Annotated in this window: 18 protein-coding genes and 1 pseudogene; 11 read left to right on the top strand and 8 right to left on the bottom strand. The window is 52.4% G+C overall.

The window, feature by feature from the left end:
- Positions 1-76: 76 nt before the first annotated feature.
- Both CODIS_RS18970 and CODIS_RS18965 read left to right on the top strand, forming a co-directional pair.
- Positions 77-394, top strand: a complete 318-nt coding sequence (locus CODIS_RS18970; protein ID WP_069128230.1) for a DUF2218 domain-containing protein — start codon at positions 77-79, stop codon at positions 392-394.
- A gap of 42 nt (positions 395-436) precedes the next feature.
- Positions 437-1,282 (top strand): nuclear transport factor 2 family protein, encoded by an 846-nt coding sequence (locus CODIS_RS18965; protein WP_083220918.1) that lies wholly within the window; start codon positions 437-439, stop codon positions 1,280-1,282.
- Between the two features lie 562 nt (positions 1,283-1,844).
- Here CODIS_RS18965 and CODIS_RS20645 read toward each other — a convergent pair.
- Together CODIS_RS20645 and CODIS_RS18955 are read right to left on the bottom strand one after the other, a co-directional pair.
- A complete protein-coding gene (locus tag CODIS_RS20645) occupies positions 1,845-2,120 on the bottom strand; it encodes a Txe/YoeB family addiction module toxin (protein WP_083220917.1) in 276 nt (91 codons plus the stop codon).
- Positions 2,101-2,373, bottom strand: a complete 273-nt coding sequence (locus CODIS_RS18955; RefSeq protein WP_069128244.1) for a type II toxin-antitoxin system Phd/YefM family antitoxin — start codon at positions 2,371-2,373, stop codon at positions 2,101-2,103. The genes CODIS_RS20645 and CODIS_RS18955 overlap by 20 nt, the downstream gene beginning before the upstream one ends.
- Positions 2,374-2,533: 160 nt before the next feature.
- Here CODIS_RS18955 and CODIS_RS18950 point away from each other — a divergent pair, with 160 nt between their 5' ends.
- Entirely contained in the window at positions 2,534-3,037 is a 504-nt protein-coding gene (locus CODIS_RS18950; protein ID WP_069128228.1) for a PaaI family thioesterase, read from the top strand.
- 545 nt (positions 3,038-3,582) lie between these two features.
- On the opposite strand, the gene CODIS_RS18945 is transcribed toward CODIS_RS18950, so the two are convergent.
- Positions 3,583-4,911, bottom strand: coding sequence for a tetratricopeptide repeat protein (locus CODIS_RS18945; protein ID WP_069128227.1), 1,329 nt, complete (start codon positions 4,909-4,911; stop codon positions 3,583-3,585).
- 134 nt (positions 4,912-5,045) lie between these two features.
- On the opposite strand from CODIS_RS18945, the gene CODIS_RS18940 reads away from it, so the two are divergent.
- Positions 5,046-6,002, top strand: coding sequence for an AraC family transcriptional regulator (locus CODIS_RS18940; protein ID WP_305782131.1), 957 nt, complete (start codon positions 5,046-5,048; stop codon positions 6,000-6,002).
- A gap of 29 nt (positions 6,003-6,031) precedes the next feature.
- Here CODIS_RS18940 and CODIS_RS18935 read toward each other — a convergent pair whose 3' ends face one another.
- Together CODIS_RS18935 and CODIS_RS18930 are read right to left on the bottom strand one after the other, a co-directional pair.
- Positions 6,032-8,158, bottom strand: coding sequence for a sensor histidine kinase (locus tag CODIS_RS18935; protein ID WP_069128225.1), 2,127 nt, complete (start codon positions 8,156-8,158; stop codon positions 6,032-6,034).
- Between the two features lies 1 nt (position 8,159).
- The gene (locus CODIS_RS18930) at positions 8,160-8,861 is read right to left on the bottom strand and encodes a response regulator transcription factor (RefSeq protein ID WP_069128224.1); all 702 of its coding nucleotides are present in this window, start codon (positions 8,859-8,861) and stop codon (positions 8,160-8,162) included.
- A gap of 304 nt (positions 8,862-9,165) precedes the next feature.
- Between CODIS_RS18930 and CODIS_RS18925 the strand changes: the two genes are divergently transcribed.
- The 3 genes from CODIS_RS18925 to CODIS_RS18915 are packed head-to-tail and all read left to right on the top strand — an operon-like array spanning position 9,166 to position 11,512.
- A complete protein-coding gene (locus tag CODIS_RS18925) occupies positions 9,166-9,714 on the top strand; it encodes a PspA/IM30 family protein (protein WP_069128223.1) in 549 nt (182 codons plus the stop codon).
- On the top strand, positions 9,711-10,280 hold the full coding sequence (locus CODIS_RS18920; RefSeq protein WP_069128222.1) for a hypothetical protein: 570 nt from the start codon (positions 9,711-9,713) through the stop codon (positions 10,278-10,280). Before CODIS_RS18925 ends, CODIS_RS18920 begins: the two co-directional genes overlap by 4 nt.
- 17 nt (positions 10,281-10,297) lie before the next feature.
- Positions 10,298-11,512: a vWA domain-containing protein gene (locus CODIS_RS18915; protein ID WP_069128221.1), complete on the top strand. Its 1,215-nt coding sequence runs from the start codon at positions 10,298-10,300 to the stop codon at positions 11,510-11,512.
- A gap of 196 nt (positions 11,513-11,708) precedes the next feature.
- Here the strand turns inward: CODIS_RS18915 and CODIS_RS18910 are convergent, their stop codons facing one another.
- Positions 11,709-12,710 carry an SRPBCC family protein gene (locus CODIS_RS18910; protein WP_069128220.1) on the bottom strand — a complete coding sequence of 334 codons (1,002 nt, stop codon included), beginning with the start codon at positions 12,708-12,710 and terminating at the stop codon, positions 11,709-11,711.
- A 99-nt stretch (positions 12,711-12,809) separates the two neighbouring features.
- Between CODIS_RS18910 and CODIS_RS18905 the strand changes: the two genes are divergently transcribed.
- On the top strand, positions 12,810-17,111 hold the full coding sequence (locus CODIS_RS18905) for a DEAD/DEAH box helicase (RefSeq protein WP_069128219.1): 4,302 nt from the start codon (positions 12,810-12,812) through the stop codon (positions 17,109-17,111).
- Between the two features lie 14 nt (positions 17,112-17,125).
- Here CODIS_RS18905 and CODIS_RS18900 read toward each other — a convergent pair whose 3' ends face one another.
- Entirely contained in the window at positions 17,126-18,097 is a 972-nt protein-coding gene (locus tag CODIS_RS18900; RefSeq protein ID WP_069128218.1) for an integron integrase, read from the bottom strand.
- Between the two features lie 227 nt (positions 18,098-18,324).
- On the opposite strand from CODIS_RS18900, the gene CODIS_RS18895 reads away from it, so the two are divergent.
- The 3 genes from CODIS_RS18895 to CODIS_RS18885 are packed head-to-tail and all read left to right on the top strand — an operon-like array spanning position 18,325 to position 22,630.
- The gene (locus CODIS_RS18895) at positions 18,325-19,545 is read left to right on the top strand and encodes an IS91 family transposase (protein WP_069128217.1); all 1,221 of its coding nucleotides are present in this window, start codon (positions 18,325-18,327) and stop codon (positions 19,543-19,545) included.
- 25 nt (positions 19,546-19,570) lie between these two features.
- Entirely contained in the window at positions 19,571-21,301 is a 1,731-nt protein-coding gene (locus tag CODIS_RS18890; protein WP_069128216.1) for an ATP-dependent nuclease, read from the top strand.
- Between the two features lie 42 nt (positions 21,302-21,343).
- Positions 21,344-22,630, top strand: coding sequence for a DUF2130 domain-containing protein (locus CODIS_RS18885; RefSeq protein WP_069128215.1), 1,287 nt, complete (start codon positions 21,344-21,346; stop codon positions 22,628-22,630).
- A gap of 107 nt (positions 22,631-22,737) precedes the next feature.
- On the opposite strand, the pseudogene CODIS_RS21460 reads toward CODIS_RS18885, so the two are convergent.
- Positions 22,738-22,932, bottom strand: a pseudogene (locus CODIS_RS21460) (group II intron maturase-specific domain-containing protein); the annotation flags it as partial.

Raw genomic sequence — 22,932 nt, 5'->3', positions numbered from 1 at the left:
AAACACATATTATCGTGCAGACAATTCTAACTTAAGCTATTCCTATATCGAACAACAAGCGAAGAGCGCCGGACAGATGATCGCTTCCAACACAACAATCCAGACAGCAAGGGCGCGGCTCTACATGCGGTTGCTGTACAAGCATTTCGGTCATCTGGTTGGTGTCGAGCGCAATGGGGAATCTGCCTGTCTGATCAAATTTGGATTCGGAACAGGCGATATGACAACCGTTGATGATGAGCTGACACTGACCGCAAGGGCGGATGATGAAATGAGTCTTGCGCGGGTTGAAACCGTGCTGGAATCACATCTGGAAAGGTTTGCTTTCAGAGAAGGACTGATTGTCAACTGGTCACGGGCGTATCGCAAATCATCAACCCAAAGGGTTGATTAACGTTACAACCTGATATCAGGAAAATACAAAGGTGTAAGACAAATGAAAGATACAATTTTTAAAATTGCCGGCGCCGTTGTAATCTCAGTCTGTTTTGGCATGGTTGCCTTCGCTGGCGACATGCCGAAAGATATCGCGGTCGCCGAGATGGCATCACTGTTCAAGAGTTTCGACCAGGATGCGGCGCGTCACCTGATTGCAAAAGACGTGGTCCAGCATAACCAGCAGGTTCCAAATGGCGCAGCACCATTGATCGACTTGATCCCAAAGCTCAAGAAAAGCGGTATCAGCTCGACCACCCATCGTCTGATCGCCGAGGGCAACATGGTCGTCGCCCATAACGAATACAAGAATGCCCAGCTTTTCGGCGGCGCTCATCTGGCGGCTTTCGACGTATTCCGGGTCGAAGATGGTCAGGTGGTCGAACACTGGGACAATATTACCGCGGTGACCCCACCGAACCCCTCGGGCCGAACACAGTTCGACGGCACGACCGAGATCACCGATCTGGACAAAACCGAGGAGAATAAGGAGCTGGTCACTAATTTCGTCCACAATGTCCTGCAGGGAAAGGCGCCCGGGAAGATCACCGACTATATCTCTAGCGAGACCTATTTGCAGCATAACAGCGGCGTTGCCGACGGTCTGGAAGGGCTGAACAAGGCGATCAAGGCGATGATCGAAGCTGGTACGCCGATGACCTACAGTGACACGGATATGATCATCGCCGAAGGCAACTTCGTCCTTACCGCATCTGAAGGTCAGTTTATGGGTAAACACTCTGCCTTCTACGATCTTTTCCGTGTCGATGATGGCAAGATTGTCGAGCACTGGGATGTGATACAGGAAATTTCAGAAAAGTCCGCAAACGACAGCGGGAAATTCTGACGCGTGTGCAGCAAAGACAGATGGGGCGCAATCACGCCCCGGGTTTACTTTGGAGTAGGTGGTGCATTTTAACGATTATGCCGATGATATCCATCTGTTCAAACCCTACTCCCGGACTGAGCGGAGCATAGCTTCGCCGTTGGAACAGGCGGTAGCCGCTTTGCGCTCAGGCATGAACTCTGAAGGATTCGTCGAACACAATCCGCCTCCCACAGATGCCACCGAGCGGCGCCGGTGGCTTCAGGCGGCACTGACCGTTCGGCCGCCCGGCAATCTGCCTGCGGAACTTGTCGCCTCGGTGAATCAGATCCTGCAATCTGAATTGGCTGTAAAACCGGTTACCGAGGCGTCAGAGCTGCCACGCTTGCCTAGATCCTTCATCATGGCGGAAAGCATCAGTATCTGGGAGGGCGATATCAACACCCTGAAGATCGACGCGATAACCAACGCGGCAAATCGGACAGCCTATGCTACGCTCCGGCTGCCGGATGTGCCGGATGTGCCGGATGTGCCGGATGTGCCGGATGTGCCGGATGTGCCGGATGTGCCGGATGTGCCGGCGTTAAGGCCCAAAAGTGTCGTAGTGACCACCAATGGCAAAAATATAGATACGTGTATCGTCAAACTTATATATGAGCCTGTCTTTTTGGCTAATTCGCCTCGACCAAAAGCCAGTGAGATTATGACGAAGGGCTTCTGGCTTCCCTAAACCTGTAGCTGGATCATCGCGCAACATTTCTTTCAAAATTGCGCAAAGGTTTTTATGCATACGTTTATCGCGTTGTCGCAAATCTTCGTATACAAGCCATGTTTTTCCTTCAAATACTAAGGATCTCATCCATTTGTCCCTCCGTGGGGGTATATCCTTTACCTGCTCTATTGGTTGTACTTGATTCAGCGATCTGGCGCATAAGGCTGGTATTTTGCAGAACGTACAGTGTCTCCTGGTCTCGTTCCCAATCTTCTGCGCTCATCACTACAAAATCTGCACCGCTTCGGCGGGTTACACGTAGCGGAGAATGGTGACTAACAACTTGTTCTACAAAGGATTTTAATCTTTCTCTGAATTTATTTACGGTGGTGGTGTCCATTGTAGGCGCCTTCGAGACGTACGGTATCGCCGTACAGTCTAGACGAAAAGCCTTAACAATACCATACACAATGATGGCAAGATCTCCGCTACGCTCCGAGTATGCTTCCTGTGATGGCGGCCGTTAAGTGCAATAAAGTGGTGGGATAAAGGGAGGTCCAATGAACCGAAAGCTGGAATTAGCGGGTAATGTTTGCTTTGGTTGTGGCCAAGATAACCCCCATGGTTTACAAATATCGGTGAGTCGGGATCCCGCGAATACCAAACGAATCATGGGTGAGTTCCAAGCACAAGATCATATGATCGGCTTCCCGGGTATCACCCATGGCGGCACTATTTATACAGCCCTTGATTGCATGGCCACGTGGAGCGGAATGGTCTTGCGGGGCACAAAAGCTATGTGGGTGCTTCGATCAGCCGAAATGAAGTATCACCGCCCTGCCATGCAGTCGGAGCCCCTATCTTTGTCAGCTACGATCACAAGCGAAGGTGGTGAGTGGGATGCAATAGAAGTCACAGCGGAGGCTCGTGATCCGAAAGGCAATCTTTTAGCCGGGGGCGTGTTTAAAGTCATTCCGGTTCCTCCTGAGAAATTCAAAATAATGATCGGAATCGATGAACTACCCGAGGGGTGGGCCGAGTGGTTAGAAGAGAATGGCACTTAACAAGCGCCTCTATCTGAATGGAGTTGATCCCCTTTGATGGACGGCCTGTTTAGGGCAGGGGGCCATCGCAAATGGGGGCTACATCATCCGCTTTGGTCTTGGTGAGGCCAAGATGTAGGATGACATTGATCGCGGTCGGGTCGTTGTAGAGGTCAGATATGCACTGTTGATAGCGGCTGAGTTCGTAATTGTTCGTATACTGCTGAAAGCTGGTTCAGATTAGTTTGTCTGTTTCGCTGGTGTATTAAGATGAGCATCATCTTAGTGACAGGTTTGGGTTGAAGAGCAACAATATATATCCACGCTCTATTTTTACTAAATCCCCAGGTAGTCAATGACTCGCCATTGGTGATTCAGAAAGTATGCTGAGAGGGTGTATTGAAGTCGCTTTCACTATTCACGGATTGCGGTATAAAGGCCAGAGAGCAATTATTTCAAATGTTTCGAAAATTACACTCTGGCCCTGGTCGTGTATAAGTTCCTGCAAGAGATAGTGTATAGATTCTATAATTTACCTTTCATGCAGTTGATTGACCTATGTTCCATCATGCGGCCTTACGCATATCGTACGCGCGCTGGCTGAAGAGTCGCAGCAGTGGGCTATCCGGGCGCTTCTCCATGCGTTCAGCAATTAGTGCATTGGCCAGAATCGCATCTCCTGCTCGCAGTGCGGCCTCGATCAGGGTTAGATTCAGGATATCGCGCTGAGCATGACTGCCACCGAAACGGTTTGCGATTTCCCGCACGGGTCGAATTAGTTCTACCGTTCGCTGATAGTCTTCATCGGCATATGCTTTGAACGCTAGGGTCAATGGGTAGCCGACTTCCCGTGTAAATAAGGCATTGTCGTCATCTTGCTCCATGGCGATTTTCTGTGTATTGATGACTGCATCAATTGAATCCTGCCTGTTTGCCCCGATGAAGGCCATGACGGCATGTAGATCATTGAAGGCATAATTCCCCGCCGTTGCGATGGGCGTCCAACCATCTGCAATGGCCTGCCAACGATCACCCACATCGATACCGTACAGGTGTAGGCGCCATAGCATTGCAGAGACATCGATCATGTCGAGAACCATGGTCGATTGTTCACCATAGATAGGGCCATCGAAGAGTGCCAAAACCTCATCGATTTCGCCAAGTTCCAGATGATAGAGGGCCAGGTGCCACCAGTTATGGACTTGAAAAAAGCTATCGGTCGCCCAGGCATCGGGATTTTCCCGCATCCAGGCTACGCCTTCCGCCGGCCGACCCTGCATCTCCATGACATGGGCCACGGCATGTTGTCCCCATCCATCGCGCGGATTCAGCGCGACAGATTCTCTTCCATGGCGTTCCGCCAATTCGTATAAGCCGGTCTCTTCGAGACCGAAGGCATACATGCCAAGGATTGCGTGGTATTCCGGCATGTTGCTGTTCCACTTTGGAAAGGCTCGCGCTATGCGATCACGCAACATCAGTGAATTTCCAGTATAGAAATCGACAAGATGGCCTGCCTGGAGCGCGAGAATGTCGTGGGGATTGTCGATGGTGATATCCTCGAGTACTCGACCGGCCTGGTGCCAGCGTCCCTCAATCAAGTGGCGTACGGCCTGCTGGTGCATCCGCTCGCGAGAGTCGCCGCCGAGGCGAGCGGTCGCTTCTAGGCATGTATTGGCTATCGCGATATCACCGGGTTCAGTTCCCAACAGGTGCAGATAAGCCTTGAGAATATGCGCCATGGTAAATTCAGGTGATTCGGCAATGGCGTTGTTCACTGTAGTTATGGGATCTTCGATGTAACATAGAAGTTGCCGTAGTGCGCGTTCATAGGTTTCCAGGCTATCTTGATGGGTGCCGGAATGTATCAAGCCAAACTGATTTCGAATAGTCATCCTCTCATCTCCTAAGTGGTTTCTATTGCTCTTGATTTGGTATTTGTTAATCTAGGCGCTTGTGTATACATCGACCATGACCTAGATGCCGGAATCGTTGATGCAGACGCCGGAACGCTAGCAACGGGTGATTAATGCCTATGGACGCTTTGTCGGATGTAATGTCTGCGGTGCGACTGACCAGCAATGTTTTTCTCGATGCGCGATTCGGCGCCCCCTGGTGTATCGCCTCGCAGATCGGGCCGGAGGATTGTCTCCCGTATGGTCCGATGCCCGCTCAGATCATTGCGTACCACTTTGTGGTTGACGGACACCTGTTCCTGCGGCTTGATGGTGAAGACCCGATCGAAGTTGTGGCGGGTGAGGTAATTTTGATGCCTCGGAATGATCGGCATGCACTCGGTAGTGCGCCAGGTCTCAAGCCAGCCGTTATCGATCACCTCATTCAACCGCCGAACGGTGACACTCCGGCTGTGCTGAGTGTTGGTGGTGGAGGTGAGGAGACGCATGTCATCTGTGGCTACATGGGTTGTGAGCTCCCTGATAATCCACTTCTTGCTGCACTGCCGCGCGTACTGCGAATAAATACAATCGATAATGTTGCCGGTGCCTGGATCAGTGAATCGTTTCGACGTGCCGTAGAGGAGTTCTCTACTGGAGGCGTTGGTTCGACGACCGTACTGAGCAAACTTGCCGAGCTGTTGTTCGTGGAAGCAGTCAGACGATACCTTGCCACACTACCCGAGGAGCAGACCGGCTGGCTTGCCGGGTTACGCGATGCCAAGGTCGGGAAGGCACTGGCGATACTGCATACACAACCCGCGCATGCATGGACTACCGACGAATTGGCGAGTGCGGTGAGTATGTCACGCTCCGCTTTTGCAGAGCGTTTTGCGATGCTTGTTGGTATCCCCCCAATGCGATATCTGACTCACTGGCGCCTGCAATTGGCAGCAGTTCGCCTGCGGGAAAGCCCGCGAGCAATTGCGCAGATCGCCTTTGAGGTCGGATACGAATCAGAAGCGGCCTTCAGTCGCGCCTTCAAGAATACCTTTGGGATCACGCCGGGGGATTGGCGCAATAAACGCTAGACTTACTTCGGGGCTTGGCAAGAGCAAGTTCACTCAGACAAAAAGCTCACGCGAAACTCCACCCCTGGCTCCATGTTCACTACATCCACACTCCCTTCCATCGCCGTGGTTAACTGACTCACCAATGACAAACCGATTCCTGTTCCGACTGTCTCACGGGTGAGTTCGTTTTCGGATCTGTAGAAAAGTTTGAAGATCTTTTTCATCTGATCTTTCGCGATCCCTGGCCCGTAGTCTCGTACCTTGAATACCACTCTGCTGTCCTGCTGTGCAAGACACTCAATATCTATTGCCTTTTTCTCTGCCTTGGCGGAGAATTTAATGGCATTGTCCACCAGGTTGATGATGATCTGCGTAAAGTAGTCCGGGTCGACTTGCAGTGTTCGAGATGCGCAGTCTGGGGAAGCATTCAACTTGAGGTCGAATCCGGTGCGAGCTGTCTGCGACTCAATCTTCGACCCTATCAGGTCCATCAACTCACCTGCTGAGACAGGCTTTAGCTGAACCTGCAGACCGTTTCGGGTCATGCGTGCGAGTTGCAGCACGTTATTGATCAGGCGTGTCAGTCGCTCACTCTCATCGTGTATGTAGTCGTAGTAGTCACGTTTTTTATCTTCAACCACCCAGCCCTCGCGAAGCATTTCGCCATACATGCGTATCGAGGTAAGTGGCGTCTTCAGTTCGTGGCTGACGGCGGATACAAAGTCCTGCTGTTGACTGATCAGGTTTATCTGTCCTACGCCCAAGCGGTATATGGCATAGAAGCCGGCGCCGAGAAGCAAAAAGAGAATCACCGCGATCCATATTACGACTGCACCGCCCGGACCCGCGGGAAGGTGTTGAATAGTGAATATCATTTCCAGATCATTGAAGGGTGCGGTGAGCCGGGTTTGGTAGAGGAGTGCGCCGTGAAGTTCCTCGGTACCGGAATGATAACGTTCTCCCATGGTTGCGGAGAATGCAGTCAGGAGATTTCCCTGGTAAGCGGTGATCAGTTCGCTCATCTGTGCGAGGGATGTATCGCGAAAGCTGGTTTCCATGACGCCACTGAGAAAAGCGCTTTGCTCCACAAGCATGCCTTGAATATAGCGCCGGTTGTCACGCCACACCTTTCTGTAAAGCACGATGTGGCCGCTGTTGAGAAGGCTCATTTCAAAGGGATCGATCTCGCTTTCGAAGGTGCGGATCCGCAGCGGCGCCGGCTTCGACGCCTGCGGTGCAGCCATGGTTGCCGGTGGTGTGACTGGAGACTCCGGTTCGGGCAATGCACTTTGTTCTTTACGCGGGGTGCGTTTTGCCACTCCTGCTTTCGCCTTGGGCGTCATCCGTTGCTGTCGCATAGGTGCCTGCGCGGCTTCAAAGCTGCTGTCCAGTTGCAGGTCTTCCACGCGGCCAAGTATGTTGGAACCGGTAAGCGCCTTTGATGGGCGATCTGCTTTTTGCTCCGACAGGCGATCAAAGACAGCCTGCCCCGCAGCAATCTCATGCTTGTTGCCGTAACCCCGTGACGCCTTTTCACCCTCCTCAGTTATCTTACGATCCCGATTGCGTCGCGACTCCGTACTGGAAGAGTAGAGGGATCCCGTTCTATCGCTGAGTGGGACCTCTTCAGGGGTGATCATCGCTTCAGTGAGTTCGTCCTCCCTGTCCTCGTGTTGCTCGGTGCGAACCAGTCGGTTTTCATCGAGGATAGCGCGCAGGCGATTGGCAAGTTCCTGCCGTTGCGCGAGCTCATCGGCCTGAATACCGTATTCGCTGGCGGTGAGTGTCGAATCGGGGAGCAGCGGCGTTTTGAAAACGCCCTCGCTGTCCACCTGAAAGTAACCGATCAGTCCAGGTATTGGTGAGCGTACAGGAAAACTCGACAACGCTGAACGCTGAATGAAGTTGCTGTTGGGATCGCCCGCAACGACGAGAAAGTTGTAATCGACAAAAGCGCGACGCTCCTCCGTTTCGATGAGCTGGGCGTAACCCTTGTCGATACGCGTTGCCAGCTCTTCGGCCAGCATCCGGTGACGATGAAAGGCCTCCCACTTCAGTTGGTCGTAGGCTTGATAGACAAGTAGACCACTGGGAACGGCCAGGACGAAGAAAAACACCATGAGCCAACGGCGTAGTTGGTTTTTGCTGAGGCTGTTGAGGGCGGAGCGAGCCATTTCAATCAAGCAACAGGCGGTAGCCGGCGCCCCGTACCGTGGTCAAAAAACGGGGTTCCGCTGAATTGATTTCGATCTTTCTGCGTAATTTGGCGATATGTATATCCACCGTGCGGGTTTCGATATCGGCATTTTTCGCATAACCCCACACTTTGTTGAGCAACTCTTCACGCGATACGGGACGCTCCCGGTGGCTGTGCAGGTATTCGATTATCTCCATCTCCCGTTTGGTGAAGGAGAGCGGCTCATCACTGCGTTTACCTGACAGGTTGCGAATATCGATCTCCACCGCATCGCCCAGCCGAATATAGTCCAGGCTGGCATCGCTGTAGCGGGAGCGTCGCAATACAGCCTGTACACGCAGCACCAATTGCGCGACCGAGAAGGGTTTCGCCACATAGTCGTCCGCGCCCAGGGTCAGTCCTTGGACAATGTCTTCGTCGCTGGTCTTGGCGGTCAACATGATGATCGGTTGATCCTTATCCTGTTCGCGTATGCGGTTGCAGATATCGAAGCCGTTCATCCCGGGCAGCATCACGTCGAGCAGGATCATGTCGAAAGTACTGGTGAGGGCTTTTTGCAGCCCTGCCGGACCTTCGGCTGCACTATCCACGGTGAAACCGTGGAAGACGAATACGTCGATCAGTCCTACCCGAATAGCTTCTTCGTCTTCGACAATCAGGATGTGTGGTTTTTGATTCATGCTGCTCCAAATTTACACTGTTTTATCTCTTATTCATTTCATGGCTTTCTTAAAAAAACAAACCGCAAATGTTCGCGAATGATTGTTGGGCCGCAAATCAACGCAAATAAATGCATTTTGAATTTTCACTGCCCAACCAGATACGGAGTAAAGAGATATCTCTATTAATAGGCTACCAAGTTATCGCATGAGAAATGTAAATTCTATGTAAATCTGCCTACCACTGTTTTACGGAAATCTGTCTACTCGCCAAGGCGTCGCGCTCTTAGACTGTGTTTAGACATTCAAACACAAGGAGACTGTCATGGCACTCATCACACGCGTATCCCAACTGTTTCGAGCCGATGTCAATGCGGTTCTCGATCGCATGGAGGAGCCGGAAATCTTACTCAAGCAGGCGGTCCGTGATATGGAAGAGGCCTTAACCAAGGATGATCATCGGGTCAAGGTCATCGAGCTTGAGTTGAAGCAAATCGCATTGCGACAAAGCGAACTTGTGGCAAGGCTTGATCAGGTGACCGAAGAGTTGGATCTCTGCTTCGATACCGGTAACGAGGCATTGGCCCGGACGCTTTTGAAACGCAAGCTGGAGTCGGAGCGCTATCTTAACTATCTCGCCCGCAAGCAACAGGAGTTTCAGGAGGCGGGAGAGACACTTAAAAAACGTATTCATGAAAACCGCTCGCGCCTCGAGTCCATGCGACAGAAGGCGGAATTGCTTGCCGGCTCCGATAGCGATGAGGATGAGCGCAATAGTTGGAACGAGCCGGATTTCATGCGTCAGTTCGCGGTCAACGACGACGACATCGAACTCGCCTTTCTGCGTGAAAAACAGAGGAGGACGCAGTCATGAAACGGCCCGGCTTTTTGGAAGGCGTCGGCGTTGCGCTGGTTGCCACTATCGGTGGGGGTGTGCTCTTTAGCGCGCTGATAACAGTTTTCGTCACCGATTTTGTACTACACCTGCTTATCGCAACGATGGGATTGATCTATGTGATCTATCTGTTGCGTCGAAGCGGCGAAAAGGTCGGACGCCTTACCAGTGTAAGTGTCTGGTTGGCGGCAGCGGTTGTTATCTGGCTGATGGGACTGGGGCTGCCGCTATATCTCATGGCTCATCTTGGGCTTGTCTGGTTGATCCGCTCGCTCTATTTCTACTCGAGTCTCATCTCGGCATTGGCTGACTTGGCCCTGGTGTTGTTCGGTTTGGTGGCTTCGGTATGGGCGTTGTTGCAAACCGGCAATCTGTTTCTCGGTGTGTGGAGCTTTTTTCTCGTCCAGGCACTGTTCGTATTCATCCCCAATACCTGGAAGCGAGCGAGCAAACAGGCGACCACCGTTGATAGTACGGACGATGGTTTTCAGCTTGCCCATCGCACGGCTGAAGCCGCGCTCGCCAAGATATCAACTTCTCGTTAGTCAACATGGAGACGATCATGAAATCGAAAATCATTGCAGCAGCACTGTTCACTTTTACCGCGGGTGGTATCGCGTTCTATCCCGCCCTCAAGGAGGTTGGTGCGGTTAACATGCCACCACCTGATCCTGTCCGGGTGCCGGCGGTGTTCACCAATAGCCAGGAACGACCCAAAATCGAAGTGGTGTTTGCGCTGGATACCACCGGAAGCATGGGCGGCTTGATTCAGGCATCCAAGGAGAAGATCTGGTCTATCGCCTCCACCATGGCCCAGGCGCAACCCGCGCCGGAAATCAAGATGGGACTGGTGGCCTATCGAGACCGGGGGGACAACTATGTCACGCAAGTCGTGGATCTCTCGGAAGATCTCGACTCGGTCTACGCGACACTGATGGATTTTCGCGCCGAAGGCGGTGGTGACGGCCCGGAAAGCGTCAACCAGGCGCTGCATGATGCGGTCAGCAAGATCTCCTGGAGCCAGGGTAAGGATGCCTATCGGGTCGTCTTCCTGGTGGGGGATGCGCCGCCCCACATGGACTATCAGGATGATGTGAAGTATCCGCAAACCCTTAAGGTGGCCAACGCCAAAGGTATCGTGGTCAATACAATCCAGGCCGGCAACAGCGCCCCGACACGTCTGGTCTGGAGCAAGATTGCCCAGGGCGGTCTTGGGCAGTACGCCCAGGTCTCTCAAGACGGAAACGCGGTGGCAATCAGCACGCCGTTCGATGAGAAACTGGCCACACTCTCGAAGAAGTTGGATGAAACCCGTCTCTACTATGGATCGGATGAGGTGTTGGAGAAGAAGCGCCAGAAACTGCAGGCGGCTGACAAGTTGCATGAATCCGCCTCGGTCGCATCCCGTGCGCGCCGTGCCACCTTCAATGCATCCAAGAGTGGAAAATCCAATCTGTTGGGTGACAGTGAATTGGTGGACGATGTGGCCAGCGGTCGGGTTGAGCTCGATGCCATCAAGAAGGACCATCTGCCTTCCTCCATACGCGCCATGGCGCCGCAGGAGCAACGTGCCATGATCACTGAAAAGGCTAAACAGCGTAAGGTACTGCAGGAGGAGATCAATGAGTTATCGGCACAGCGTAAGGAGTATCTTAAACAGGAGGTGAAAAAGTCCGGTGGCGCCAAGGGTTCCCTGGACCACAAACTCTACAGCGCCATTCGCGAACAGGCCGAGCGCAGCGGTATTCGCTATGAGGCGGAAGCGCCGGCGTATTGATCCGTGGTTGATGCGTCTGGTGCTAGGGCCAATTTGATGAGTGTTAACAGGCCCTAAGTAATGCAGGTTGAAAACAAGCCCGGCCTACAAGCCGGGCTGGCGGTTGTCATAGGCTGAGGCCCAGCAATATCTCATCCACATTTCAATAGGGTATGGCTACCATTGAGTTGATCCTGATTTCGATTGGCGATCTGGGCTATTTGATCGGTATGTAGATCGAAGTGACAATCTCGTTGCTATGGCTGACCGTGTCGGGATCGTTCTCATACATCTCCCGCGATGCCTGCTTGTGCAGGGGTTTTATCTTACTCATCTGCAGATGGGCGTAGGCCTGGTACCAGGCGAGTTCGAGAAATTCATAGCTGCCTCTCAGGGTGGTCTTGTAGTAGCGTCCGCCGCTGAAGCGCTTCACCTCAAGCTCTGTCGATGTGGTCTCCGGTGCTACCGGTATCGCCATGTCGCAGTCGAAGTGCATCGTTTTAAGATCGACCTTGTGGTAGATGGTGAATGGGCAACCCGTGGCGGTCAGTCCCTGTTCATCGACATAGTGGCCAAGTCGTGGAAAGCCTTCCGTCATGGCCTTTTTCATCGCCTCCAGATGACCCTCGAAATGGAGGGTCAGGGCGGTCTGCTCCGGCAGCTCCACCGGGCCGTCAAACGACATGCGCGGGACTTCCGCGTCCGCTTCCAGCTCACCGCGCAGCATGTAGAGGCCGGTGTCGTAGTCCTTACTGATATAAGCAGGCATCTTCTTCGCCATGAAGCGGAACAGAAACGGCATGCTGCCCGCCATGTTCCAGTGGACCATTGTTTTGTCTTCACCCTTGGGTTCGAACTCCCACCAGACGCGGCTCACGGACTTGAATGGACGCAAGAATTCGATACGTTGTTCGATCTTCTCTTCGCCGTTAAATTTTTCATGGGTCAGTTTGCCGGCGCCGACGATACTGCCGTCCCAGCTGTACCAGCCCCCCTCACGGTCCGGCGTATCGGAGAAGTCCAGGGTGGTGTCGGGCTCGTGCATCAGCCAGGGGCTCCAGTCTGACCAGCTCCGGAAATCGCGGATCTTGTCGAACACGGTCTTTTGATCGACCGCGATCTCCAGCGAGCGCCTGACCGCGAAATTGCCGTCCAGGGTGGCCAGGTAGATGAGTGGGACGGCGATCAGAACGGCGATTACAATGATTACGGTTGTCATGGCAAGGCTCCCTCCACCGTTGGTTTTATTGTCTGCCGAAAACAGTATATCGAGTATAGGATTACGCCCCCCGCAAGAAAATAGGGCTATCATGGGGTAATGTCATCGTTCCAGTTTCACCCGGCAGTCACAGCATGGCTTGAGCGGCAGTTCGGCCGGCCCACCGAGGTCCAGGCGCAGACCTGGCCGGCGATACAGGCGGCACAGAACACCCTGATCTCGGCGCCCACCGGCTCCGGTAAGACCCTGGCCGCCTTTCTTGCGGCGATCGACCGGCTGGTACAGGCGGGGCTGCAGTTTCCCCTGGCCGACGAGACCCATGTGCTCTATGTCTCACCGCTGAAGGCCCTCTCCAACGACATTCACAAGAATCTGGAACAACCGTTGAACGGGATCCGGGATGCGCTGCTGGAAGGGGGCTATCCCGATGTGCCGATTCGCGCCCTGGTGCGCACCGGGGATACCACTTCGTCGGAACGGGCGATGATGAAGCGCACCCCGCCGCACATCCTGGTGACCACGCCGGAATCCCTCTATATCCTTCTGACCTCCGATTCCGGCCGGGAGATGTTGAAGACGGTACGCAGCGTGATTGTCGACGAGATCCATGCCCTGGCGGGCAACAAACGGGGTGCCCATCTGACCTTGAGCCTGGAGCGTCTTGCCCGGTTGTGTGACAGGCCGCCGGTGCGCATCGGCATCTCGGCGACACAGAAACCGATCGAGGAGATGGCGCGCTACCTCACCGGGCAACACGACGATCCGCTGCAGCGGGCCTGTACCATAGTCGATACCGGCCATGTGCGTGAACGGGACCTGGCCGTCGAGCTGACCGGGTCGCCGCTGGAGGCGGTGATGGCCAACGAGGCCTGGGATGAGATCTACCGCCGGCTCGAGCAGCTGATCAGCCAGCACAAGACCACCCTGATCTTCGTCAACACTCGCCGGCTCGCCGAACGTGCCGCGGCGGCATTGGCCAAGACCTTGGGCGAGGAGGCGGTCACCTCCCATCACGGCAGCCTGGCCAAGGAGCACCGGCTCGACGCCGAGCAGCGCCTGAAGAAGGGTTCCCTGCGCGCCCTGGTGGCGACCGCCTCCCTGGAGCTCGGCATCGATATCGGAGATGTGGAACTGGTGTGCCAGATGGGGTCGCCGCGCAGTATCGCCACATTTTTGCAACGTGCGGGCCGCTCCGGACACCAGCTGACCGGTACCCCCAAGGCGCGGCTGTTTCCCCTCAGCCGGGACGACCTGGTCGAATCGGTGGCCATGCTGGATTCGATACGCAGAGGAGAACTCGATCGGATCCCGGTACCCGAATATCCGTTGGATGTCCTGGCCCAGCAGATCGTCGCCGAGGTCTCCGCCAGGGAGTGGGATGAACAGGCCCTCTACCGGGCGTTCAGGTGTGCCCGGCCCTATAACAATCTTGCCGAGCAGGATTTTCTCGATGTGGTGAAGATGCTGGCGGAAGGTTTTCACACCCGGCGGGGCAGGCGGGGCGACTACATCCATCGCGATGCGGTCAACGGCATGCTGCGGCCGCGGCGGAGTGCCCGCCTGACGGCGATCACCAATGGCGGCGCCATACCCGATCAGTTCGATTACGATGTGATCCTGCAACCGGAGGGGCTGTTCGTCGGCAGCCTGAACGAGGATTTCGCCTTCGAGAGCATGCCGGGGGATATCTTCCAGCTCGGTAATTTCTCCTACCGCATGTTGAAGATCGAGCAGGGCAGGGTGTTCGTGGAGGACGCACACGGCCAGCCGCCCTCAATCCCCTTCTGGTTCGGCGAGGCGCCGGGTCGCACCGACGAACTCTCCCACGCGGTTTCCCGACTGCGCGAAACCCTCGACGGAGTATTAGACAAGGGACAGCAGGCAGCGCTGGATTATCTGCAGCAGACACATCGTCTCGACCCGGCGGTCGCCGAGCAGCTGGTCGAATATCTCACGGCGACAAAGGCGCTCTTCGGCGTGATTCCCAGTCAGAGACATGTGGTTTTCGAGCGTTTTTTCGACGAGACCGGCGACATGCATTTCGTCATCCACGCACCCTTCGGCTCCCGCATCAACAAGGCCTGGGGCCTGGCCCTGCGCAAGTGCTTCTGCCGCCGCTTCAATTTCGAACTGCAGGCGGCCGCCAACGAGGACAACCTGATCCTCTCCCTCGGGCCCACCCACAGCTTCCCCCTGGAAGAGCCGGCAGGCTATTTGAAATCAAAGAGCGTCGAGCAGGTATTGGTTCAGGCCCTGCTGGCCGCGCCCATGTTTCCGACCCGCTGGCGCTGGGTGACCAATATCTCCCTGGCGGTGCCCCGCACGCGCGGCGGCAAGCGGGTGCCCGCGCCCTTCCAGCGCAACGATGCCGAAGACCTGGTGGTACTGGTCTTCCCCGATCAGCTCGCCTGTTTCGAAAACATCCAGGGTGACCGGGAGGTGCCAGACCACCCGCTGGTGAACCAGGCGTTGTGTGACTGCCTGCACGAGCTGATGGACATCGATGGACTGAAGGGGGTGCTGGATGCCATTGAGCAGGGACGCATCCGGGTAAGCGCAAAAGAACTGCCGACACCGTCGCCCATGGCACTCGAAATTCTCAATGCCAGACCCTACGCTTTCCTCGACGACACCCCGGCGGAGGAGCGGCGCGCGCTGGCGGTCCGGCAGCGTCGCCATATGGATCCGCAAACCGCCGCCGACCTGGGACGCCTGAATCCCGAGGCGATCCGCCAGGTGCAGGCAGAGGCCTGGCCGCAGCCGCGTAATCCGGACGAACTCCACGATGGGTTGATGATCGCCGGCTTTCTCGAAGAGGACGAAATCGCCTCAACGGATCTCGAGTCATGGCGGCGTTATCTGGCTGATCTGCAGCAGCAACAGCGCGCTACCCGGCTCACGAACGGGCAACGGGTTTTATGGGTCAGCGCGGAGCGGCTGCAGGCGATGCAGAAGATCTGCCCGGCGCATGAGCAATCACCGATGATCAGCGCCCTACCCGCAGATGAGGCCGAGACATTTGAATCGGCGGTGTTGGAGATCCTGCGCAGTTGTCTGGAGTGTCTTGGTCCGGTGACGGTTGAGCAGCTGGCACGCCCCTTAAATCTGCCGACAGAAACTGTGGTGCTGGCGTTGAGCAGTCTGGAGCAGGAGGGCTATGTCATACAGGGTCGTTTCAATCCGGATTGTGCCGAGGTCGAGTGGTGCGAGCGCGGCCTGCTGGCGCGGATACACCGCTATACCCTGAAACAGCTGCGTCGTGAAATCGAGCCGGTTAGCCCCGCCGATTTTATGCGCTTCCTGTTCAGCTGGCAGGGGCTGGACGATCCTGCGCAGGGTGTTGCTGCGCTGGAACGGGTCATGCTGCAACTCGAAGGGATCAGCGTGCCCGCCGGCAGCTGGGAGGATGAGATCCTGCCCGCCCGGCTGCAGCCCTACTTCTCCAGCGAGCTGGACGAGTTGTGCGGTTCGGGCAAGCTTGCCTGGCTGCGCCTGCATCCAACTGAACCCAAGCAGAACAAACGCAAAAACCCGGCAATCAAGACCACCCCGCTGGCTTTCGTCTTCCGCCCCCATCTCTCGGTTTGGTATCGGACAGACTCGGCAGTACCCGAGGGGCTGAGCATCACCGCGGTCAAGGTATTGGAAGTGCTGCAGCAGTGGGGCGCCAGTTTTTTCGATGATCTGCAACAGCAGACCGGTCTGCTGAAAACCCAGCTGGAGATCGCCCTGGGCGAACTGGTCGCCTGGGGGCTGGTCAATTCAGACCAGTTCCAGGGATTACGTGCCATGATCACGCCGGAGAAGCGCCGCAAGCGCAGCCGGCGTCGCACTACCATGCAGACCCCACTCGCCTCTGGTGGGCGCTGGTCATTGATACGGGCGCCAATCGCTCATGAGGATGAAACACAACGCATCGAGCAGATCGCGCATACTCTGCTGACCCGCTATGGCGTGGTGTTCAGGAAACTGCTCGAGCGTGAGAGCGATCTGCCTCCCTGGCGCGACCTGCTCTATTGTTTGCGCCGTTTGGAGGCAAGGGGAGAGATCAGGGGTGGTCGTTTCGTCGAGGGTTTTGCCGGCGAGCATTTTGCACTGACGGAGGCGGTGAGTCTGATGCGCGAGGTACGCAAAAGTAAGGATGCCGATGAACTGATCAGCATCGGCAGCGCGGACCCCCTGAACCTCACCGGCATCGTTACGCCCGGCAAACGCATTACTGCCCAGGCAGGTCATCGCATTCTATACAAGGATGGCAAACCGGTCGCCACCAACCAGGGTGGTGAGATCACCATCGATGATGCGATACCCGAGAGCGAACACTGGCACATCAGGAATCTGCTGACACGCAAACAGCATCCGGCTAACTATCACAAACCGCAACAAGGTCCGCTGTTTTAAGGGTACGATCTCTTTCACAATAAATCCAAAGGGCTGCGAACCCCCATGCCGCCTTTTTGAATCACATGAGTATAGATCATGGTGGTGTTGACATCCTTATGACCGAGCAGGGCCTGTATGGTGCGAATGTCCGCACCCCACTGTAGCAGGTGGGTCGCGAAACTGTGACGCAAGGTATGCGCCGTTGCACGCTTCGAGATTTCCGATTGCGTGACGGCAGACTTAATCGCACGTTGCAGCGCCTTCTCATGCAAATGAAATCTGACCTGATGCCCGGTATCACGATCAGCAACGTAACGCGATGCGGGAAAGACGAACTGCCAGCACAGTTCTTTTGAGGCATTAGGGTATTTGCGATCCAATGCAACCGGCAGGTATACTCGACCCAAGCCTTTTTCGAGATCCTGACTATGGATGGTGCGCAATTTCTCAAGATGCTCCTGCAGCGGATCGATCACCGACGCCGGCAAAATCGTACAACGGTCCTTGTTGCCCTTTCCCCCTCGCACCATGATCTGAGCGAGATTGAAATCGATATCCTGCACCCGAAGACGCAGGCATTCGAGCAGTCGCAGCCCCGAGCCGTAGAGCAGGTTCGCGGCAATCCAGTATTTACCATCCAGGTGACTCAATACCTGTCGGACCTCATCCGGCGAAAGTACGGTCGGCAACTGTTTGGGTTTTTTAGCACGCCTTACCGAATCAAGCTGCGGCATCTTAAGCTCCAAAACCTCGCGGTAGAGAAACAACAAAGCATTGAAAGCCTGATTCTGCGTCGAGGCAGACACTTTTCGATCAACGGCAAGGTGGGTGAGAAAGGCCTCGATCTCCTGTTTACCCAGCTCCTTGGGATGGCGTCTGTTATGAAAGCGAACGAATCGCCGAATCCAGTGAATGTAGGATTTTTCAGTCCGAATGCTGTAATGCCGAAGCCGCATTCGCTGCCGGACGACCTCCAGCAACATAGGTTTCTTAACAACGTCCATGTGTCTTTTTACCTCTTGCTGATATACATGCCCCTATCCATGGGTGTGCATATTGTAAATCAGCTACTTAATAACATGCAATTCGGCATACACGACAATATTGGCCCAGATATATCAGACACATCTGGGGTATATTTATAAGTTGCACAAATAGAAGGAAGAGAAAGCTTGGTACATTACCTATAAAAAGGCATGCCATTTAAGTTTATTTTTATGAAGGAGATCGCATGGAAGCGACACTACAAAGTATATTTCGTTCGGAGTTTGAAAGCTATAGAAAGATGCACGGACTGAGTATTGATCAAATCAAAGCGGCACAAGCGATCATGGATTGTCAGCGCGATGAACTGGGCTATGAAGAATGGTTATGCCGTGATGATAATTATGTGTTGCGACAGCCCCACTCCTGCCGGCATCGCAGCTGTCCCCTTTGCAACGGATCACAAAGTCGGGAGTGGCTCGAAAAGATCAAATCCAAATTGTTGTTGTGCGAACACTACCACGTAGTTTTCACCTTACCTCATGAGCTCAATGCAATCTGGCACTACAATCGACGCTGGTGTGCAGACAAGTTGTTTCAGGCGACTGCTGAGACACTGCGAGAGTTATTAAAAGACGAGCGGTATCTTGGCGGAGAAGTTGGTCTCCTATCGTCGCTGCACACTTGGGGCCGAACCCAGATCTTTCATCCTCACATGCACGTATTGGTAACCGGTATAGGTTTACATAGCGACGATGTGTGCCGCGTGGAAAATGATTTCTTATTACCGGTTGGTGTTCTGAAAGCGAAGTTTCGTGGCAAATGGCTGAGTAGGTTAAATGAAGCATATGCCAATAACGAAATTACGCTTCCGCCAGAGTGGACAGAACTTGAATGGCGTCGGGTGTTGCGACAAGTTTCGCGAAAGAACTGGAATATCCGAATACAGGGCGCCTACAAGCATGGCGATGGCGTAGCAATCTACCTTTCCCGATATGTCAGGGGTGGAACGATCAAAAACCAACAGATTATAAGCGCTGATGATCAACGTGTGACTTTTTGCTACAAAGACCATCATGACTGTAAAAGAAAAACTATGACATTGCCGATAGCACATTTCATGACGCGCGTGTTATGGCATGTCGCCGTAGCCGGTCAACATCAAGTCAGATATTATGGGTTATATGCCAGTGGTGCCCGAGAGAAGCGAGATAAGGTAAGAAGTACACTAGGAGTAGAATTGGAAAAGGTATTCGAAAAACCGGATAGGGAAGTGCCAATTTGTCCGATGTGTGGCCATGATTTGATGCATGTTATAAGCATAAGGCGTAAAATTTCCTATATAAGGAATAGCAGTGTGCAACAATGCGTTACAACGGACCGCGATCGACCTGTAGCGCACATTGATTATCTAAATCACGAGACATCACCGCCAATTTTTTGCGCGGCGCGACGGCCGCTGAACTAAGCGTTAGCGCTCGGAAAAGGGAAACATGAATCTCAGAGAAATCATCATTCATAATGTGCGTTCAATAAAAGATGCCACATGCTATGTGTCTGATTATTCTATGCTGGTTGGTGAGAATTATGCCGGGAAAACCAATATATTGATGGCGTTGCGTCTGTTTTATGAAGATGGTGGCATAAAGTACAAAAAGGATTCAGATTTTCCGAAATTCAAAACCGATGATGACGAAAGTTGGGTAGAGCTTGCTTTTGAGACAACGCCGGATGAGCAAGCTGGACTAAAGGATGAATATAAATCGAAAGATAGTATTTTGCGAGTAAGAAAATACTTTCAATCAGATAACAAAGACTTAGTCAAAACAAGCCAAAGCAATATTTACGCATATGAAGGAGGCGAGCTTTCTGGCAATTTATTTTATGGCGCCAAAAACGTATCTCAAGCGAAACTAGGTAACGTTATTTATATCCCCGCTGTTAGCAAAACTGATGAAACGCTAAAGTTAACAGGGCCCTCACCATTTCGTGAAATGGTGAACTTTGTAATGAAAAGAGCCGTCCTTGAGAGTGCGACTTTTGATGGATTAAAAACTGCATTTGATACATTCAATACCGATTTTAAAGATGAAGCCTCTAAAGATGGTTTCTCTATCAATTCCCTCATAGACGATATTAATTCGGATATTGATCAATGGAATATTCGATTTGGCGTATCTGTTAACCCAATAAGGCCAGAGGATATAGTAAAGAATCTGCTATCCCACTACATTGAAGATGTTGATCTTGGGGGTAAGCAGATAAATTTATCCTCATTTGGCCAGGGACTTCAGAGGCATTTAATATTTACATTAATTAAATTGTCGGCAAAGTATGCTGCCCCCTCTTCAACAAAGAAAAAAGATTTCGACCCCGACTTTACATTATTCCTATATGAGGAACCTGAGGCATTCCTACATCCCGCTCAACAGGAATCACTGCATTTAAGTTTAAGAACGCTTGCCTCTCAAGAGCCAGAACAAGTCCTAATATCAAGCCATTCCCCGCATTTTGTCAGCAAACAAATCGATCAAATTGAAGGAATAATCCGGCTTTCGAAGATTAATGGCGAAACAAACTCATTCCAGGTCAAGGAAGAGGCTCTTAATAGAGTTTTCGATAGCAATATCGGACTCTATAAAAGATTCTGTGATTGCCTAAACTCAGATGACTATGACGACGGCATTAAGCAAAGAATTCGCACTCAAAGACTGAGGGATGACATCCCGAATCCTGCAGAAAAACTTGAAGAAGAAGCTGTTCGATATTTCATGTGGCTAGATGCCGAAAGAGCATCTATGTTTTTTGCTAAACATGTAATTATTTGCGAGGGCGCATCCGAGAAAATATTTATTGATTTTCTCTTTAATGAAAAGTGGCCAGAATTTAAAGACCGGCACATCTACCTTCTTGATGCACTGGGTAAATTCAATATCCATCGTTATATAACTTTATTGACCGAGCTTGGTATAAGCCACTCAGTACTGCTTGACTCCGATAATGATGCGGGCGTGCATGGCATTGTTAATACGTTTATAGATGAAAGAAAAACTGCTTTAACTAAAACTATTTATGCATTTGATGATGATTTCGAGACTTTTCTGGATATAGATAAACCAAGCAGGCCAGACCTGAAGCCTTTAAATATAATCGTAAAATTCAAAAGAGGTGATGTCGCTGATGAAAATATTGATGCACTTAAAACGATTATTGATGCCTTATAAGCGCTAACAAGAGCGATCAGGCGCTAAAGAAGGAATATTCTTATGAACGAAATCATTTGCCCCAATTGTAAAAAGGCGTTCAAGATCGACGAAGCTGGATATGCCGATATCCTGAAGCAAGTACGTGACAGTGATTTCCAACACCAGTTGGATGAACGTCTGACGCTGGCCGAGAAAGAAAAACTAAATGCAGTTGAGCTGGCTAGTACAACTGTAAAAAGCAAGATGCAGAAGGATGTTTCCGCGAAAGACGCGGAGATAAAAGAATTGAAGGCCAAGCTTGAAGGCGGTGAAGTCGCGAAGAACCTCGCTGTCTCGGAAGCAATCGCAAAAAAGGATGCAGAAATACAGCAACTCGCGACAAAACTTGAGACCTTTAAAGTTGAGCAGAAGCTCGTCATAACAGAAGCAATCAGTTCGGTTGAAAAAGAGCGAGACAATCTAGTTAATAAACTTGAGGCAAAAGATACTGAGCACAAGCTTCTTGAGTCTAATATGAAGGAGACTCATGGCTCTGAGTTGAAAGCCAAGGATGAGTTGATTGCTTACTACAAAGATTTCAAAGCAAAGCTTTCTACTAAAATGCTTGGTGAAACTTTAGAGCAGCACTGCGAAATCTCATTCAACAGTATTCGTGCCACTGCGTTTCCGAACGCCTACTTCGAAAAGGACAATGACGCAAGTAGTGGCAGCAAGGGAGATTACGTCTTCAAAGACTCTGATGGAGACGGAACTGAAATAGTCTCGATCATGTTCGAGATGAAGAATGAGGGCGATGAAACAGCAACAAAAAAGAAAAACGAAGATTTTCTCAAAGAGCTTGATAAAGATCGTAATGAAAAAGGCTGCGAGTATGCTGTACTTGTCTCGCTACTAGAGTCTGATAATGAGCTCTATAATAACGGAATAGTCGATGTTTCCCATCGCCACCCTAAAATGTATGTTGTAAGACCTCAGTTTTTCATCCCAATAATCACATTGCTTCGTAACGCAGCTCAGAATTCACTCAAATACAAGTCGGAACTTGCTCAAGTAAGGGCGCAAAACATAGACATTACTAATTTCGAGTCTCAGCTGGACGAATTCAAAACCGCATTCGGTAGAAATTGGCGGCTAGCTTCGGATGGCTTTGAGGAAGCTGTAAAGCGTATAGATGAAGCAATAAAAGATCTGGAAAAAACAAAACAAGCACTTCATAAATCCGCTAATAATCTCAGGCTTGCCAATGACAAAGCCGAAGATCTAACCATTAAGAAATTGACCCGAGGCAATCCTACAATGGTCGAAAAATTTGCTGCACTTGAGAATGATTCAAATGACCAAGAGTAAGTCATACTTGTATGAACAAATGCATCATACGGCTAATCGGGTAAGGGCGGGTCTCTAACCCGCCCTCCCCACACCACCTAGCATGCGGGTCCACACTAGGCGGTTCATCAAGCATAGTGAAACTTAATCCATAGCTCCCTGACAGAGACGAGCCCCTGTTGCGCCAACCACTTGTTGGTCATTCCCGATTGCGTGGCAAGGGTTCTTGCCAGGCGATACGGCCCCTTAGAACTCAGCCCAAGACTCACAGCTGTTCGAGTCCTGGTACCAAGCTTGATCAGATTGCGGATACGGGTTCTCGG

This window comes from Candidatus Thiodiazotropha endolucinida, assembly GCF_001715975.1.
Lineage (GTDB): Bacteria > Pseudomonadota > Gammaproteobacteria > Chromatiales > Chromatiaceae > Thiodiazotropha > Thiodiazotropha endolucinida.
This window is presented reverse-complemented; position numbering and strand designations above follow the sequence as displayed.